We start from the raw sequence: 15,125 nt of genomic DNA on the forward strand, positions 1-15,125 counted from the left end.
GGGTTCGACGATCTGGTCGGTCACCCTCGATCGACGGTCACGGCAGGTCGACCGTGGAGTCGTAGTCGGCCGCCTCGGCCGCCGACGGCTCGTCGGTCTCGATGGCCACGTCGATCAGGTCCGGCCCGTCGCGGCCGACGGCCGCGTCGAGCGCGTCCGCGAGCCCGTCGAGCGTGTCGACGTGCGTCCCACGGCAGCCGAACCCCTCGGCGACGGTCGCGAAGTCGGGCGACCGCCACGTGAACTGGTGGCCCTCGGTGTACTGTTCGATCTTCGGCGACTTGCTGATGATGCCGTAGTCGGCGTTGTTCGAGACGACGACCGTCACGTCGAGATCGTACTCGGCGGCCGTGTGAAGTTCGTGGACACACATCATGAGCCCGCCGTCGCCCGTGAGACAGACGACGGGCGCGTCGGGGTTGCCCAGGGCAGCACCGATGGCGGCCGGGAGGCCGACGCCCATCCCGGCCCACGACCCCGCGGTAACGTAGTCGTCGGGGCGGTACGCCTCGAACACCTGCTTCGACCAGAGCCGGAAGCCGCCGACGTCGGTCGTCACCACGGACTCCCGCGGGATCGACCCGCGGACCCGCCGTAAGACGGCGGGCGTGTTGAGCGGCGTCGCGTCGTCGAGGAGGCCGCGAGCGTCGAGCGACTCGACGTACTCCGCGCGGACCGCCGAGGCGACCGCGGCTCCGTCCCACCCGCCGGGGTCGTCGAGCCGCGAGCGGAGGCCCGAGACGACCTCGGCCACGTCGCCGAGGAGGGCGACGTCGGCGTCGTAGGAGGCGTCGACCGCGGCCGGTTCGAGCGTCACGTGGACGAGACGGTCGCCCATCGAGAGCGACCAGTGAGCGGTGGTCACGCCGTCGAAGTCGGTGCCGAGCGCCAGGACGACGTCGGCCCGGTCGAGTACGCGGCGAGCGCCGGCGGGGAAGTGTGAGCCGGTGACACCGAGGAAGCGGCCGTCGTCCTCGGGGAAGACCCCCTTGCCCTTGTAGGAGGCGGCGACGGGGGCGTCGAGGTCGGCGGCGAGCGCGGCGACGGCCTCGACCCCGCCGGGCGAGCGACGCGACCCACCGCCGACGTAGACGACTGGCCGGTCGGCCGCCGACAGGAGCGTTGCCGCGCGGTCGAGGTCGGCGTCGAGGTCGTACGTCGTCCGTTCGGGCGAGACCGTCGCGGTCGGCGCGTCGAACGACTCGTCGAGGACGCGGCTGGAGACGCCGAGACGGACGGGTCCCGTGGGCGGTTCGAGCGCCGATTCGATGCCACGAGTCACCGCGGCGGGCAGGTCGAGCGCCCGTTCGATCGACAGGTTCTCCTTGACGACGTTGTCGAACGTGTCGGCCTCGATCTCGTGGATCGGTCGTTTCCCCCGGTCCTCGGGGTTGACGTCGGCCGAGATGTGGACGAACGGGACGCAGTCGTTCAGCGCGTTCTTCAATCCGTGCATGGCGTTGGTGTCACCCGGTCCCGGGACGGTGAGCGTGGCAGCCACCCGCCCGCTCGACTCGTAGTACCCCCACGCGATGTGGGGGATCGCCGTCTCGTGTCGGGCCATCACGTACCGCATCTCGTCGCGCTCGACGACGGTTCTGTCCAGGGGGAGTGTCTGGGTGCCGGGCAGCCCGACGAGGAGGTCGATTCCCGCGTCGACGAGCGCGTCGTACACGTACTCGCCGCCGCGCCGTGTGTCGTTCGTGTCGGTCATACACGTTCTCCCGCGAGCGGGGAGTTAGTCTTTTCTCCGTGGGGTCGCGCCTCGTTCGTACCCGCCACACCTGCTCGTGACAGCTCTCGGCAGCCCCGAAGCCACAGGCGACCGTCGCGGACGGTTCAGAACCGCGTGAGGTAGTGTTCGACCGACGCCCGCAGGTCGTCGATCCGTTGGCCGACCCGCGCGACGTCGTGGAGCGCCGGGTAGTCGACTGGGAGCGACCGGTAGTAGTAGACCACGCGGGGAACCTGTTCGTCGGCGACGGCGACGGTCTGGGTCGGGAGGGTCCGCTGGCGCTCGGCAGCGGCCGCGTCACACCGCTCACGGAGGTCACAGGTGGTCTCCCAGAGCGAGAACAGTTCGCCCGGCTGCCGGGCCGCCAGTGGCGGATCGCGGTGCGAGTCGATCGCAGTCGAGAGCTCGGTCACCGCCCGTTCCGCCGTCGCGAGCGACTCGCGCTCCGCGTCGAGCGCGTCGCAAAACGCCTCCCGCTGCTCGATAGACGTCCGAACCGCGTCGACGAGGCGCGACTTCAGCATCGGCGACACCCCGGGCTGGGTCCGGAGCGCCGTGGCGATCTCCGCACCGAACTCCTCGGCCAGGCTCTCGTCGAGGCTGTCGCCGTAGTCCTCGTCGTAGTGCGGGACGGCCATGACGGTCTCCCGGTAGTGCTGTCGGATCCGTTCGATGTCGGCGTGACACGACGGACTGGCGGTCGAGACGTGGACCGCCGTCGGACCGGCCGGTCCACGTGACGCCGACAGCGTCGGGTCGATCCTGTCGAGTCGTCGCTCGAACGCTCGTAACGCGTCCAGCTCGTCGAGGACGCGACCGTCCTCGTCCGCGAGGATCCGCCGTGCCCGGCCGATGTACTCTCCGGACTCCTGTGTCATGTCGCTTGGTGTGTCACTCGACACCACGGGTGTTATATGTTTGGGAGCCGGCACCCGACGGTCGGCCCGTCCGGCCCGTGGCTGCTGCGCGCGACGCGAGGACGGTCGTCGAGCGCCGGTCGCCACGAACGGCACCCGTGGACGCTCGATATGGACGAACCCGTCGACGGCGAAGACGTCTGGAGAATCCTCTCGAATCGAGGTGAAAAATGGAGTACAGTTCGATTCAGAGACGGATGACGAAATCATCTGGGCTCTTTTCGCGCACCGCGTTGGACGAGATTCGAGTTTGTCAGTGACGAACGAGCGGCGCCCTCCCGGTCGTACCCGAGAGGCGAGAGCCTCACGCGGGAGCACAGGATTTCAGCGGGGGACGCGACGGAATTTCGGAGAATGAGGGAGTTCGCACGACCGGATCGCCGTCGAGATGAATTACAGCAGTATAGGTGTAATCTATCCTGACCGGTCGAGCGGTGGTTCAGTATTGACGAACCACGGGAGTCGGGGCGGAGACCGCGGTCACTCGGTGGCCGCTTCGAGCAGGCCCCGCATGTACCCGATCGCGAACAGTCGGCCGAGAGTGTGGTAGCCCGGGTTGGAGTTGTCCTCGCCCGCCATCGTCGGGACGTGGTCGGGTCGCATCGGTCCGTCGAACCCGATCTCCTCGTACGCACGCATGGCGGCCAGCATGTCCGTCGGCCCCGCGTCGTGCCACGTCTCGACGAACCGGTCGGCGTCGCCCTCGACGTCGCGGAAGTGGACGAAGTTGATCTTGTCGCCGAAGTGTCTGATCGCGGCGGGGATGTCGGCACCCATCGCCGCGAAGTTCCCCTGGCAGAACGTGACCCCGTTGTGCTCGCTGTCGTAGATGTCGAGCACCCGGTCGTACGCCTCGACACTGGTGACGATACGCGGGGTCCCTCGGAGCGACTCCCGCGGGGGGTCGTCGGGGTGGAGTCCGAGTTTGACGCCAGCCTCTTCGGCGACGGGGACGACCCGTTCGAGGAAGTATTCGAGCGCCTCCCAGATCTGTTCGTGCGTGGCCGCCTCGGCCTCGCCGCCAGCGGTTCCGGGCATCTTCGCGTTGTCGTACCCCGTGACGTACGAGCCGCCACGCGACTCGATGTGGGCCTCCGTCCGCGCCCAGCGAACCCCCGCCATCCAGTCGTAGCAGACGACCGGGATGCCGAGTTCGCCGCAGTCGCGGAGGAACTGTTCGAACACCTCGATGTCCGCGTCCCGTCCGTCGAGACCGAGTCGCACACGGTCGGAGATCGGGACCGACCCCTCGAGTACCGCGAACTCGAGCCCCGCGTCCTCGAGCCAGTTCGTGAGGCCGAGCAGATCGTCGAACGACCACTCTGTTCGGCCGTCGCCGATCTCCAGCGGGTGGATGACCGCCTGCGTGACGCCCATCTGTTTCGCGAGCTGCCAGCGTTCGTCCGGCTTCGGTGGCAGGATGAGTGCAGGTTCTACCATGGGGAGAGATGCTTAGCTCTCGGATAAATAGCTTCGGAAGTCGACGGCTCCGACGGCGCGTCTCGGTCGATCCGTCGGTGGCCCGCGCCACGGACCCGTCCACGCTCCACAACTGCCCCGCGAGCCGTGGTAACACACGTCGTGACGTGTCCGACGTGAGCGAACGAGCGATCGGAGCACGTCGAAAAACGCGCGGAACCGATCGGGCTGCAACGCGAGGGACCGGACCGGTCAGGAACGGCCGTATCAGCCGTGTAACGGTCGATGACACCTCACCGTCGAACTGTTTCCGTTCCCGACCGACGACACGTCGGACCGCACGTCCGCGGCAGGCGTCGACCAGTACTCGGTTCCGTAACTGGGTAATCGGCTCGTTCGCGGGAGGAACCGCGCGAAGTTCGACCACCACGCACGGACGTTCAGTCGCCACACCACGACGGACGGTCGGAGACGAACGGTCGAACGTGTCGGTTTCGAGTCGATCCTCGGACGTGTGCGCGGTCCGTGGTGATCGCGTGCGGGACGAGAGTCGTCCGACGATGTCGCACTCGCGAGTAGCGAGTGGATCGTCGTCTCCGGCGGACCGGGGCCGAAGCGAAGAACTATGCCGATCGGTTTCGAAACGATCGACCAGATGGTACCGACGTTTTCCGGCTACAGACGGCCGAACGGACGTATCGGCGTCAGAAATCACGTCGCAGTGATTCCGACGTCGGTAGCGTCGAGCAGTGTCGCGTCACGGGTCGCGGCGGACGCGGGGCCGTGGGCACGGGCGACACCGCACCAGATGGGGACGACACAGCCCGACGCGGCGCGCCGCCAGACCGAGCGCGTACTCGTCGGCGTCGGGCGGAACCCGAACGTGGGGGCGGCGCTAGTCGTCGAACTCGGCACCGAGGACATCGACGCCGACGCGGTCGCCGACCGCATCGCCGCCGTCGAAACCCCCGTCGAGACGCTCTCGATGCGCGAGGTCGGGGGAACGACGAACGCGCTCGCCGAGGGCGTCGAACGCTGCCAGGCGCTCAACGCCGAGATCGAAGACGCCCGCCGGGAGGAGGCCGAGGTCTCCGAACTGGTGTTCGGCGTCGAGTGTGGCGGGAGCGACGCCACCAGCGGTATCGCCGCCAACCCTGCCGTCGGCAACGCCTGCGACCGCCTCGTCGCCGCTGGCGGAACCGCCTGCTTCAGCGAGACCCCCGAGTTCATCGGCGCCGAACACCTGCTGGCGGATCGCTGCGTCGACGACGCGGTGCGCAAACGCCTCCTAGAGCGCGTCGAGCGCCGCGAGAACATGGCCAAACTCATGGGCGTCGACATCCGCGAGGCCCAGCCGTCGCCGGGGAACAAGGAAGGGGGGCTGACGACGATCGAGGAGAAGAGCCTGGGGGCGATCTCGAAGGGCGGAACCACACCCGTCCGGGGGATCGTCGACTACGGCGAGGAACTGCCCGTCGGTGGTGGGCTCGTCCTGATGGACACGCCCGGCTACGACGTCGAGAGCGTCGTCGGCAAGGTGGCGGGCGGCGCGCAAGTGATCGCGTTCACCACGGGGAGAGGCAGCACCACCGGCAACCCCATCGCCCCCGTCATCAAGGTCACCGGCAACCCGAACTGCTGGGAACGGATGTCGAACAACATGGACGTGAACGCCTCGACGGTGTTCGACGGCGAGTCGCTCGACACCGTGGGCGAACGCGTCTACGAGAAACTGATCGCCGTGGCCGACGGCCACCTCACAGAGGCCGAACACCGCCGCCTCGAGGAGTTCGCCATCAACGAGATCCAGCCGAACGAACTCGCCGAACTGGAGGTGCGCGGATGAAGGGCGAGGTGCTCGACGACGTGGCGCTGCTCATGACCGAGCGGGACGCCGTCGTCACGGCGGTCGACGATCTGGCGGCGGGACACGAGGTGCACGTCGACGACTACACGGTCACGCTCGCCGACGACGTCCCGTTCGGTCACAAGTTCGCCATCAGGCCGATCGGGCGCGGCGACGACGTCGTGAAGTACGGCGAGGTGATCGGTCGGGCGACGGTCGACATCGCGCCGGGCGACTGGGTGCACACCCACAACTGTGAGAGCACCCGCGGGCGTGGCGACCTCGAAGCCGCCACCGGGGGTGGCGGCGAATGACCGCCTCCGGCGAGGCGGCGACGCGAGCGGTGCGGTTCGAGGGGTACGACCGCGGTGGGGGACGCGTCGGCGTGCGGAACCGGGTGCTCGTGTTGCCCTCGGTGATCTGCTCGCACGTGGTCGCCGACCGCATCGCCGAACGGGTCGAGGGGGCGGTGAGCGCGCCGCACGACCACGGCTGTGCACAGATCGGGAGCGACAACGACCAGACGCGGCGGACGTTCCTCGGCACCGCCACCAACCCGAACGTGGCGGGGACGGTCGTCGTCGGCCTCGGCTGCGAGGTCATCCAGTCGGACAGCCTCGCGGCCGACCTCGCCGACCGTGGTGCGAGGGTGCGCGAGCTGTCGATCCAGGACGTCGGCGGCACCGACGAGTGCGTCGAACAGGGGGTCGAGCTGGTCGAGGGGCTCCGACGCGAGGCCGAACGGACCGAACGCCGGCCCGCGAGCCTCGCGGATCTCACGGTCGGCGTCGTCAGCAGCGACCTGCGCGAGTCGACCGTCGACGTCGCCGACCCCCTCGTCGGGGCGTTCGTCGACCGGGTCGTGGGGGCGGGCGGGCGCGTCGTCGTCGCCGGGAGCGAGCGGCTGACGACGCACATCGACGCGGCGACCGCGGCCGCCGCGACCGACGCCGTCGCCGCCGGCGTCGACCGACTCGTCGAACGACACCGGAACCAGCCGTCGAAGGCCGCACGGCTCGCGAGCGAGGCGAGTGGACTCCCGTTCGAGACGGTCACGCGGGCGTGGGGGAGCGGCCCCATCGACGAAGTCGTCCGCTACGGCGACCAGGTGGAGATCGACACCGGGCTGGCCGTGCTGGACGCCCCCTCGCGATTCGAGGAGGCCGCGACCGGCCTCGCCGCGGCCGGGGCACAGCTCGTCGTCCACGTGACGGAAGACGGCATCCCCGCGGGCCACCCGATCGCGCCGGTGCTCAAGGTGTCCGGCGACGCCGACACGGTCGCGGCGCTCCCCGACGATATCGACGTCGACGCGACGGCGACGGACGTGGACGGCCTGACCGAACGGGTGCGCACGGTCGCCGACGGCGAACCGTGCTGTTCGGAGCGCCACGGGCTGACCGAGTTCGCGATCACGCGCGTCGGGCCCTCCATGTGAGGGGGCTCGGAGCGCGCCATTCGAGCGCTCCCCGGAACGGGCTCGCCGGCCACCCATGGGCGACCGACAGCCGGCCACCGCGGTCCGGCACGTGACGTGAATCACGGAGGAGACGACCGCTGAGAGCGGTTCCTTTATGTCGCTCCGTCCGGGAGAGAACGACAACACATGACCGAATCCGGAGACCCTACCGTCGGCCCGATCCCCGAGGAGACCGTCCTCGACGCGTGCGGCGACCGAACCCTCCCGAAGATGGGCATCGTCGAGCAGCTGTGGGAGACGGACCCGATCCCGACCGACGAGATCGAGTCGGTGGCCGCCGACGCCGTCGGCGACCTCGCCCTCGACGAGATCCCCGACGGCGGCGAGGTCGCGGTCGGTGCGGGGAGCCGGGGGATCACGAACCTGCCCGCGATCGTCCGCGGCGTCGTCGGCGGGTTACAGTCGCGCGGTTACGAGCCGTTCGTCTTCCCCGCGATGGGGAGCCACGGCGGCGCGACGGCCGAGGGACAGCGCGAGAAACTCGACGCGCTCGGGGTGAACGAGGAGAGCGTCGGCTGTGAGATCAGAGCGACGATGGAGGTGACGGAGATCGGTCGAACGCCGGAGCGGAACGTCGCGGTCGTGGCCGACGCGAACGCGGCGGCCGCCGACGCCATCGTCCCGGTCAACCGGGTCAAACCCCACACCGACTTCGACGGGCACGTCGAGAGCGGGCTCTCGAAGATGATCGTCATCGGGATGGGCAAACAGCGCGGTGCGAAGTTCGCTCACGAGGGGGCGGTGAACTGGAGCTTCCGGGAGATGATCCCACAGATCGCCTCGCTGCACCTCGAGAACCTCCCCATCGTCGGCGGGATCGCCATCGTCGAGGACCAGCACGACGACACGGCCATCCTCGAGGGCGTTCCCCCCTCCGGCTTCCTGAAGCGCGAGGCGGAACTGCTCGAGATCGCCTACGACATCATGCCGACGCTGCCGTTCGACGACCTCGATCTCCTCGTCGTGGACCAGATGGGCAAGGACATCAGCGGCTCGGGTATGGACACCAACGTGATCGGGCGGCGTGGCTACGGCTTCGAGGGCGAACCAACCGACGCGCCGTCGATCAAGCGTATCTTCGTCCGCTCGCTCACCGCTCCCTCGCACGGGAACGCGACGGCGCTCGGGATGGCCGACTTCGTCCACCGGGATCTGATCGCCGACACCCAGCTGTACAAGGCGGTGATCAACACGCTCACGGCGAGCACGCCGCGTGGCGCGCGCGTCCCGCCGATCATGGAGACCGACCGCGCCGGCTTCGTCGCGGGGATCTCGACCGTCGGCATCGTGGACACGGACGACCTCCGGGTCGTTCGGGTGACCGACACGATGCGGCTGGAGCGGCTGTACGCCTCGGCCGCGCTCGTCGAGGAGGCGCGCGATCGCGACGACCTCCGCGTCGTGCGCGAGCCCGAGCCCGTCGCGTTCGACGACGAGGGACAGTTCGTGGCACCGTCGCCGGATCTCCACTGACTCCGAGGCGGATCGAGAGACCGCCGAGGTGGGTCAGACCGTGATGTTCTGCCCGGTCTCGTCGTCGAACAGGTGCATCTTCGACCGATCGATCCGCAGTTCGGCGAACTCGTCTTCGCGCACCTCGCTGGCCGGCGAGACCCGAGCGGTGAACTCGTACTCGCCCGCGGCGGTCGGCGAGAGGGTGAGGTACTTGTCGGAGCCCATCGGCTCGATCACTCTGACGTACGCCTCGATCGTGTTCGCCGGCGTCGCGGCGTCACCAGCGAGTGCCGCGTCGTTGATGTCTTCGGGACGGATCCCGAGCGTCAGCGACGCCGGATCACCCCCCCATCGATCGACGGTGGCCGCGAGGTCGTCCGTGAGTTCGATCTGGAACTCGTCGGTCTGAGCCCGGTAGCCGCCGTCGTCCAGCGGGACGATGTCGGCGGGCAGGAAGTTCATCGGCGGTTCGCCGATGAACCCCGCGACGAACCGGTTCACCGGCTCGTCGTACAGTTGCTGGGGCGGTCCGAGCTGCTGGAGCCGACCCTGATTGAGCACCGCCACACGGTCGCCGAGCGTCATCGCCTCGGCCTGGTCGTGGGTGACGTAGATCGTCGTCTTCTCGACGCGCTTGTGGATCTCGTTGAGTTCGGTCCGCATCTGGACGCGGAGCTTCGCGTCCAGGTTCGACAGCGGCTCGTCCATCAGGAACACGGACGGCTCCCGGACGATCGCTCGTCCGAGGGCGACGCGCTGTTGCTGGCCGCCGGAGAGCGCGCTCGGCTTCCGGTCGAGGAGTTCGGATATCTCCAGCAGGTCGGCGGTGTGTTCGACGCGCTCGTCGATCTCGTCCGACGGGTAGTTCCGGATCCGGAGCGGGAACGAGAGGTTCTCCCGGACGGTCATGTGTGGGTACAGCGCGTAGTTCTGGAACACCATCGCCACGCCCCGTTCGCGTGGTTCCAGACCACTCACGTCCTCGTCTTCGATCCAGATCCGTCCCTCGGTCGGGGTTTCGAGCCCCGCGACGGTGCGGAGCGTCGTTGTCTTCCCACAGCCCGACGGCCCGACGAGCACGAGGAACTCCCCTCGTCGGATGTCGATGGAGAGGTCGTCGACCGCCAGCACCCCTCCTTCGTCGTCGTCGTAGACCTTGCTGAGGTCGTCGATCCGGACGTTGATCTCCTCGTCCGACTGGGCCGCGTCGGTCTGTACGTCGCTCGTATCGGCTGCCTTGGAACTCTGTGTCGTGTCGCTCATGATCTGCGTGTCTGGTGAGTCGGGTGGGTCACGTGAGCCGGGCGTCCCGTGGTCGTGGCCCGGGTGTCGGGCGTGGGCGCGGTGACGGTCATTGTTTCAGTGCCCCCGCGGTCAGTCCGCTGACGATGTACCGCTGGAACGCCATCACCACGAACACGGTCGGGATGATCGCCAGGACACAGGCGGCCGCCAGGGACGCCCAGGCGACCGAGACGTCGCCGACGAACCGGTAGACGGCCACGGAGATGGGCTGTGCGGCCAGCGTTCGGGTCACGATCAACGAGAACAGGAACTCCCGCCACGAGTAGAGGAACGTCAGGATGCCACACGCGGCCAGGCCGGGACGGGCGAGCGGGAGCACGACGTGACGGAACGCCTGTAGGTAGGTACAGCCGTCGACGCGCGCCGACTCGTCGAGTTCCTGTGGGATGGAGATGAAGAAGTTCCGCATGATGTACACCATCAGCGGCAGCCACAGGTACACCTGCGCGATGATCACGCCGGGGATGGTGTTGAGTAGCTCCAGCTCCGACATGATCCGGTAGTACGGGATGATGAGCCCGATCGGCGGGAACAGCCGGGAGAACAACACCCCGACGAACAGCGCGGTGTCGAACCGGAACCGGAACCGGCTGAAGGCGTACCCCGCCGGGACCGCGAGCGTCAGGACGATCACGGTCGTCGTCGTCGAGATGACGATACTGTTGACCATCGCTCGCCAGTAACTCTGTTCGATCAACACGTTGTAGTACGACGCCAGCGTCGGCTCCCGCGGGAGGACGCTGAGGTTGTACACCGCCTCGTTGGTCTTCAACGACGTCAACACCTCCCAGAGGAGCGGGGCGACCACGATGAACACGGAGAGGGCGAGGACGAGGTGGACGACCATCGGCCCCTCGACGACGTCCCAGAACCGCTGGCGAGTCCGGTAGTCGATCCACTCGTAACTCTCTTCGGTGCTCATCGTGACCGCCTCCGGGCGCGGGTCGGATCGGCCGGTGAGAGCGGTCTCCCGTCGAGGACGGTGGTGTTACCCGTCATTCGTCGATCCCTCCGATTATCTGCGTCACGTAGAAGAGGGCCACGAGCACGGTGACGCCGACGAGGAAGACGGCGACGGCAGCCGCGTAGCCGAAGTTGAAGTTCACCATGCCGGTGCGGTAGATGTGGATGCTCAGCACGGTCGTCCGCTGTCCCGGCCCACCCCGCGTCATGGGGAAGATGATGGCGAACGCGCGGAAGGCGAACATCCAGGTGATCAGCCCGACGATCGCGAAGTACGGCCGGAGTCTCGGGAGCGTCACGGCGCGGAACGCCTGCAGCGTCGTGGCGCCGTCGACGCGGGTCGCGTCGTAGAGGTGGTTCGGGATGGACTGCAGCCCTGCCAGGAACACGACCATCGCGAACGGCATCCGCGCCCAGGCGTCGACCAGCATGACCAGGAGCATCGCCCGGTCGCCGTTCGCGAGCCAGGCGACCGGATCCGCGACGAGCCCCGAGCTCACCAGAATCAGGTTCAGCAGGCCGAACTCGTTGCCCTGCAGGATCCACCGCCAGATCAGCGCGACCACCGCGATGGGGATCGCCCACGCGAACATCAGGACCGTCGAGTAGACGTTCCGAAGCCAGCGACGGCGGACGTGGTTGATCCCGAGGGCGATCGCGAGGCCGCTCGTCGTCGAGACGATCAGCGACCCGGTGGAGTAGACCAGCGTGTGCTGGAAGTAGCTCCAGAACTCCGCGGACTGGAACATCGTCGTGTAGTTGCGGAACGCGACGAACCGCGGATCGATCCCCGGTAGCGTCAGGAACACCGACTGATAGAACAGGAACGCGACCGGGTAGACGAAGATGACGAAGATGACGAGCAGTGCTGGCCCCATCGTGATGGCGAGCACGTGGTCGTTCGCGAACCGCGAGAGTCGAGACCGGAGGCTGCCGTCGTCGCGGCCGAAGCCGCGTTCCCGCTCGTGGGGGGTTTCCGTCGCCATGGCCTACTGGCCGAGCACCGTGTCCGTGAAGGACTGTGCCGCGTCGAGAGCCGCCTGAGGCTCCTTCTGACCGGCGATAGCCGCCTGAAGCTCCTGGCTGACCCGTTCTTTGAGCGCGCGAGCCTGTGGGAACAGTTCGACCTTGTTGAGCGACATCGCCCGGCCACGGATCGCCGAGTACGCCGCAGCGTCGGTCTGCGCTGCGTCCTCGTACACCTGCTGGACGTAGCTCTGATTCCCCTCGAACGTGTACTCGTACCACGCGTTCGTGTAACTGAGCCGGGCGTCGAGGTACAGCGTCGCGGCGAGTTTCTTCTCCGGCGGGGCGTTCACGTTGATGCCGACGCCGTTCGGGCTCGCGATGCCGGCGCGGGTCGGGTTCGGTGCGTCGCTCCACCCCTCGGGCGAGACGGTCGGCACGTACTGGGTATCCCGCTCGAACTGGTCGAGCGCCCGCGGGACCAGGTCGCCGAAGACGGGAACCATCGCGAACTGCCCGGAGAGGAAGCCGTCGGCCAGGTCGCCCTGGCCGAAATTGACGACCGACTCGGGCACCCACCCGTTGTCGAGATACTCGATCATCTTCTCCAGCGCGAACAGCGCCGCATCGGAGTTGAACCGCACCGTCCCGTCGTCCTCGACGATCGATCCCCCGGCCTGGTAGAACATCTTCTTCCAGTCGCGGTAGGTGTACACGCGGGAAGCACCGCGGTACGCCCAGCCGTAGACGTCGGTGCCCTCGAACGCCTCCATCACCGTCTCGATGTCGTCCCACGTGTAGCTCCCGTCCGCGATGGCGGAGATGACGGAGTCGTCGATCCCCTGTTCACGCATGAGGTCGGGTCGGGCGTGGACCAGGCTCCCTTCAAGCGTGTTCGGGCCCACGTAGGTCTCGTCGTTGAAACCGAACGACTGCCGCATCAACGGCTGGTAGGGCTCCCACATCGAGTCGTCCGGCCACATGCCGCTCAGCGGCTCGAGGTAGTCGTCGGCCACGAAGGTCGTGAGCGTGTCGCTGAGGACGATCCCGAACCCGACGGGTTCGGGCGACCCCGACGAGAGGAACGCCGCCTCCCGCGGGATGGCCTGATCGACCGGGATCGCGAGCGGATCGACCTCGATCCCGTACCGGTCCTCGAACAACGCGTACGTGGCGAGCGTCGCCGGGTCGAACTCCAGCGAGCCGAAGTTGAGGATCTGGATTGAGTCGACCTCGGAGGCGATACTGTCCTCCCACCCGGGGACCGGTTCGTACGGGGAATCGGCGATCGCGCCGGAGTTCAGCCAGGGCTCGACACCCTCCGTGGGGTTGTCGGGGATCTGCTGGCGCGCCTCGATCGGCCACTCGTCGAGCGTCGTCATCCGACGGTCCGGGTTGTCCCCCCAGCCGAGTCCCGAGAGCGCCGACTGGAAGTCGCTCATGCCGCTGCCGCCGTCACCGCTGCCGCCGTCGCCGCTGCCGCCATCGCCGTTGCCGCTGCCGCCACCGCCGTCGCCGCTGCCACCATCGCCGTTGCCGCCACCACCGTTGCCGCCACCGCCGTCGCTGTCCGTTCCCGAACAGCCGGCCAGCGCAGCGGCACCGCCGACGCCGAGGTACTTGAGAAGCTCGCGTCTATCGATCCGCGTTGCCATGTCTTCGAATGACATGGGCCACGATTTGGGTTTCTATTATGTAAAAGTACTGTTGTTCTCTGTCTTCAATCATGTAAAACTACCGCTGATCCGATCGAGCCCCGGCTGCAGAACCCGTGTCTCGTTCGGGCTGCTACCCCGTGCCCCACCACGCACACGGCGGGAGGAGGGCGAGCCTTCCGGTCGCGGGTGAGGTCCGTCGCCACGAGTCACGACTCGGCGTGGATGACTCCGCGGACACGGTGCAACCCTTAAGTCCCGATCGGCAGATCAGTCGGTATGGAGATCACGGAAGTCGAAAGCTACACGCTTCGGGTCCCGATCGGACGATCCGTCGGCGACTCCCGACTGTCGATCACCGACGTCTACTGGGTCGTCGTCGAACTCACGACCGGGACGGGCCTCACGGGGACGGGGTGGATGGGATCGCTCGGGTTCGGACCGGACCTGCTCTCGGGCTTCGTCGACTCGCAGTTCCGCGACCACCTCGTAGGTCGGGACCCGTTCGAGACGACCGCGATCCACCGGGACCTCCGCCGACAGACGATCTACTACGGGGAGACGGGAATGGCGGCCTGGCCGCGCGGCGCGATCGACGTGGCGCTCTGGGATCTCAAGGCCAAGGCCGCCGAGGAGCCCCTCTACCGGTTCCTCGGCGGGGCGGACCGGCGGGTCCCGGCGTACGTCTCGCTGATGGACGCGACCGAGGACGACGCCGAGGTGGTGGCGAGCCGACACGGCCAGTACGCGGAGGAGGGGTTCACGGCGTTCAAGACGAAAGTGGGGAACCGCCCCACCACCGAGGAGCGCCGCCGGATCGCGGCGATCCGCGAGCGGATCGGGGGGGACGCAGACCTGTTCGTCGACGCGAACCAGGCGTGGACCGTGACCGAGGCGATCCGACACGTCGACGCACTGACCGACTACGATCTCGGCTGGGTGGAAGAGCCGATCTCGGAGTGGGACCTCCGGGGCCACGACCGTGTCGCGACGGCGATCGAACCGCCACTGGCGACCGGTGAGATGTTCTACCGGCCCGAACGGTTCGAGTTCCTCTTCGACATCGGTCGCGTCGGCGTGGTCCAGCCGGACCTGATCAGGCTCGGTGGCGTGTCGGCGCTGTGGGAGGCGGCGACGATGGCCAACCGACACGCCGTGCCACTGGCCCCCCACTTTTACTACGCGGTCAGCGCACACGTCGTGAGCGCGGCACCGACCGGCATGATCGCGGAGTACATCCCGGCGTACGATATCGCGACGGTTCTCGCCGACCCCCCGGCGATCGAGGACGGACACGTCGTCCTCCCGGACCGACCGGGCCACGGCTACGAGATCTCGAACACGGCGCGGGCCGAGTACGAAGTCGAGTTCCCCGAGTAGTCGG

At 68.0% G+C, this 15,125-nt stretch carries 12 protein-coding genes; 5 read left to right on the forward strand and 7 right to left on the reverse strand.

Translation table 11 applies throughout. The annotated features are described in order from the left end of the window. Positions 1–37: 37 nt before the first annotated feature. The 3 genes from FZP69_RS15435 to FZP69_RS15445 form a co-directional block, all read right to left on the reverse strand. Positions 38–1,714, reverse strand: a complete 1,677-nt coding sequence (locus FZP69_RS15435) for a thiamine pyrophosphate-binding protein (protein ID WP_152042281.1) — start codon at positions 1,712–1,714, stop codon at positions 38–40. 125 nt (positions 1,715–1,839) lie between these two features. Beyond that, positions 1,840–2,613: a DUF7260 family protein gene (locus FZP69_RS15440; protein WP_152042282.1), complete on the reverse strand. Its 774-nt coding sequence runs from the start codon at positions 2,611–2,613 to the stop codon at positions 1,840–1,842. Between the two features lie 519 nt (positions 2,614–3,132). Continuing rightward, positions 3,133–4,092 carry a mannonate dehydratase gene (locus tag FZP69_RS15445; RefSeq protein WP_152042283.1) on the reverse strand — a complete coding sequence of 320 codons (960 nt, stop codon included), beginning with the start codon at positions 4,090–4,092 and terminating at the stop codon, positions 3,133–3,135. Positions 4,093–4,726: 634 nt separating this feature from the next. On the opposite strand from FZP69_RS15445, the gene FZP69_RS15450 reads away from it, so the two are divergent. The 4 genes from FZP69_RS15450 to FZP69_RS15465 all read left to right on the forward strand — a co-directional run bounded on the left by FZP69_RS15450 (position 4,727) and on the right by FZP69_RS15465 (position 8,870). After that, positions 4,727–5,917, forward strand: a complete 1,191-nt coding sequence (locus FZP69_RS15450; protein ID WP_152042284.1) for a UxaA family hydrolase — start codon at positions 4,727–4,729, stop codon at positions 5,915–5,917. Next, positions 5,914–6,231 carry a UxaA family hydrolase gene (locus tag FZP69_RS15455; protein ID WP_152042285.1) on the forward strand — a complete coding sequence of 106 codons (318 nt, stop codon included), beginning with the start codon at positions 5,914–5,916 and terminating at the stop codon, positions 6,229–6,231. Before FZP69_RS15450 ends, FZP69_RS15455 begins: the two co-directional genes overlap by 4 nt. Beyond that, positions 6,228–7,355, forward strand: coding sequence for a UxaA family hydrolase (locus FZP69_RS15460; protein ID WP_152042286.1), 1,128 nt, complete (start codon positions 6,228–6,230; stop codon positions 7,353–7,355). Before FZP69_RS15455 ends, FZP69_RS15460 begins: the two co-directional genes overlap by 4 nt. Positions 7,356–7,523: 168 nt before the next feature. Further along, a complete protein-coding gene (locus FZP69_RS15465) occupies positions 7,524–8,870 on the forward strand; it encodes a DUF362 domain-containing protein (protein ID WP_152042287.1) in 1,347 nt (448 codons plus the stop codon). A 33-nt stretch (positions 8,871–8,903) separates the two neighbouring features. On the opposite strand, the gene FZP69_RS15470 is transcribed toward FZP69_RS15465, so the two are convergent. From FZP69_RS15470 to FZP69_RS15485, 4 genes are all read right to left on the reverse strand, one after another. Next, positions 8,904–10,115, reverse strand: a complete 1,212-nt coding sequence (locus tag FZP69_RS15470) for an ABC transporter ATP-binding protein (protein ID WP_152042288.1) — start codon at positions 10,113–10,115, stop codon at positions 8,904–8,906. Positions 10,116–10,203: 88 nt separating this feature from the next. After that, the gene (locus FZP69_RS15475; RefSeq protein ID WP_152042289.1) at positions 10,204–11,079 is read right to left on the reverse strand and encodes a carbohydrate ABC transporter permease; all 876 of its coding nucleotides are present in this window, start codon (positions 11,077–11,079) and stop codon (positions 10,204–10,206) included. Between the two features lie 73 nt (positions 11,080–11,152). Beyond that, the gene (locus FZP69_RS15480; RefSeq protein WP_204960037.1) at positions 11,153–12,106 is read right to left on the reverse strand and encodes a carbohydrate ABC transporter permease; all 954 of its coding nucleotides are present in this window, start codon (positions 12,104–12,106) and stop codon (positions 11,153–11,155) included. 3 nt (positions 12,107–12,109) lie between these two features. Then, complete coding sequence (locus tag FZP69_RS15485; protein ID WP_192918604.1) at positions 12,110–13,756, reverse strand: ABC transporter substrate-binding protein; 1,647 nt, start codon at positions 13,754–13,756, stop codon at positions 12,110–12,112. 264 nt (positions 13,757–14,020) lie between these two features. On the opposite strand from FZP69_RS15485, the gene FZP69_RS15495 reads away from it, so the two are divergent. Beyond that, positions 14,021–15,121 (forward strand): mandelate racemase/muconate lactonizing enzyme family protein, encoded by a 1,101-nt coding sequence (locus FZP69_RS15495; protein WP_152042291.1) that lies wholly within the window; start codon positions 14,021–14,023, stop codon positions 15,119–15,121. The last annotated feature ends 4 nt before the right edge of the window (positions 15,122–15,125 follow it).

The organism is Salinigranum salinum (assembly GCF_009176545.1).
In the GTDB taxonomy this organism is placed as follows: Archaea; Halobacteriota; Halobacteria; order Halobacteriales; family Haloferacaceae; genus Salinigranum; species Salinigranum salinum.

Excerpts from the sequence above, each read along its gene's own strand:
- FZP69_RS15435 (WP_152042281.1), bottom strand. The coding sequence starts at position 1,714 with ATGACCGACACGAACGACACACGGCGCGGCGGCGAGTACGTGTACGAC.
- FZP69_RS15440 (WP_152042282.1), bottom strand. The coding sequence starts at position 2,613 with ATGACACAGGAGTCCGGAGAGTACATCGGCCGGGCACGGCGGATCCTC.
- FZP69_RS15445 (WP_152042283.1), bottom strand. The coding sequence starts at position 4,092 with ATGGTAGAACCTGCACTCATCCTGCCACCGAAGCCGGACGAACGCTGG.
- FZP69_RS15450 (WP_152042284.1), top strand. The coding sequence starts at position 4,727 with ATGGTACCGACGTTTTCCGGCTACAGACGGCCGAACGGACGTATCGGC.
- FZP69_RS15455 (WP_152042285.1), top strand. The coding sequence starts at position 5,914 with ATGAAGGGCGAGGTGCTCGACGACGTGGCGCTGCTCATGACCGAGCGG.
- FZP69_RS15460 (WP_152042286.1), top strand. The coding sequence starts at position 6,228 with ATGACCGCCTCCGGCGAGGCGGCGACGCGAGCGGTGCGGTTCGAGGGG.
- FZP69_RS15465 (WP_152042287.1), top strand. The coding sequence starts at position 7,524 with ATGACCGAATCCGGAGACCCTACCGTCGGCCCGATCCCCGAGGAGACC.
- FZP69_RS15470 (WP_152042288.1), bottom strand. The coding sequence starts at position 10,115 with ATGAGCGACACGACACAGAGTTCCAAGGCAGCCGATACGAGCGACGTA.
- FZP69_RS15475 (WP_152042289.1), bottom strand. The coding sequence starts at position 11,079 with ATGAGCACCGAAGAGAGTTACGAGTGGATCGACTACCGGACTCGCCAG.
- FZP69_RS15480 (WP_204960037.1), bottom strand. The coding sequence starts at position 12,106 with ATGGCGACGGAAACCCCCCACGAGCGGGAACGCGGCTTCGGCCGCGAC.
- FZP69_RS15485 (WP_192918604.1), bottom strand. The coding sequence starts at position 13,756 with ATGTCATTCGAAGACATGGCAACGCGGATCGATAGACGCGAGCTTCTC.
- FZP69_RS15495 (WP_152042291.1), top strand. The coding sequence starts at position 14,021 with ATGGAGATCACGGAAGTCGAAAGCTACACGCTTCGGGTCCCGATCGGA.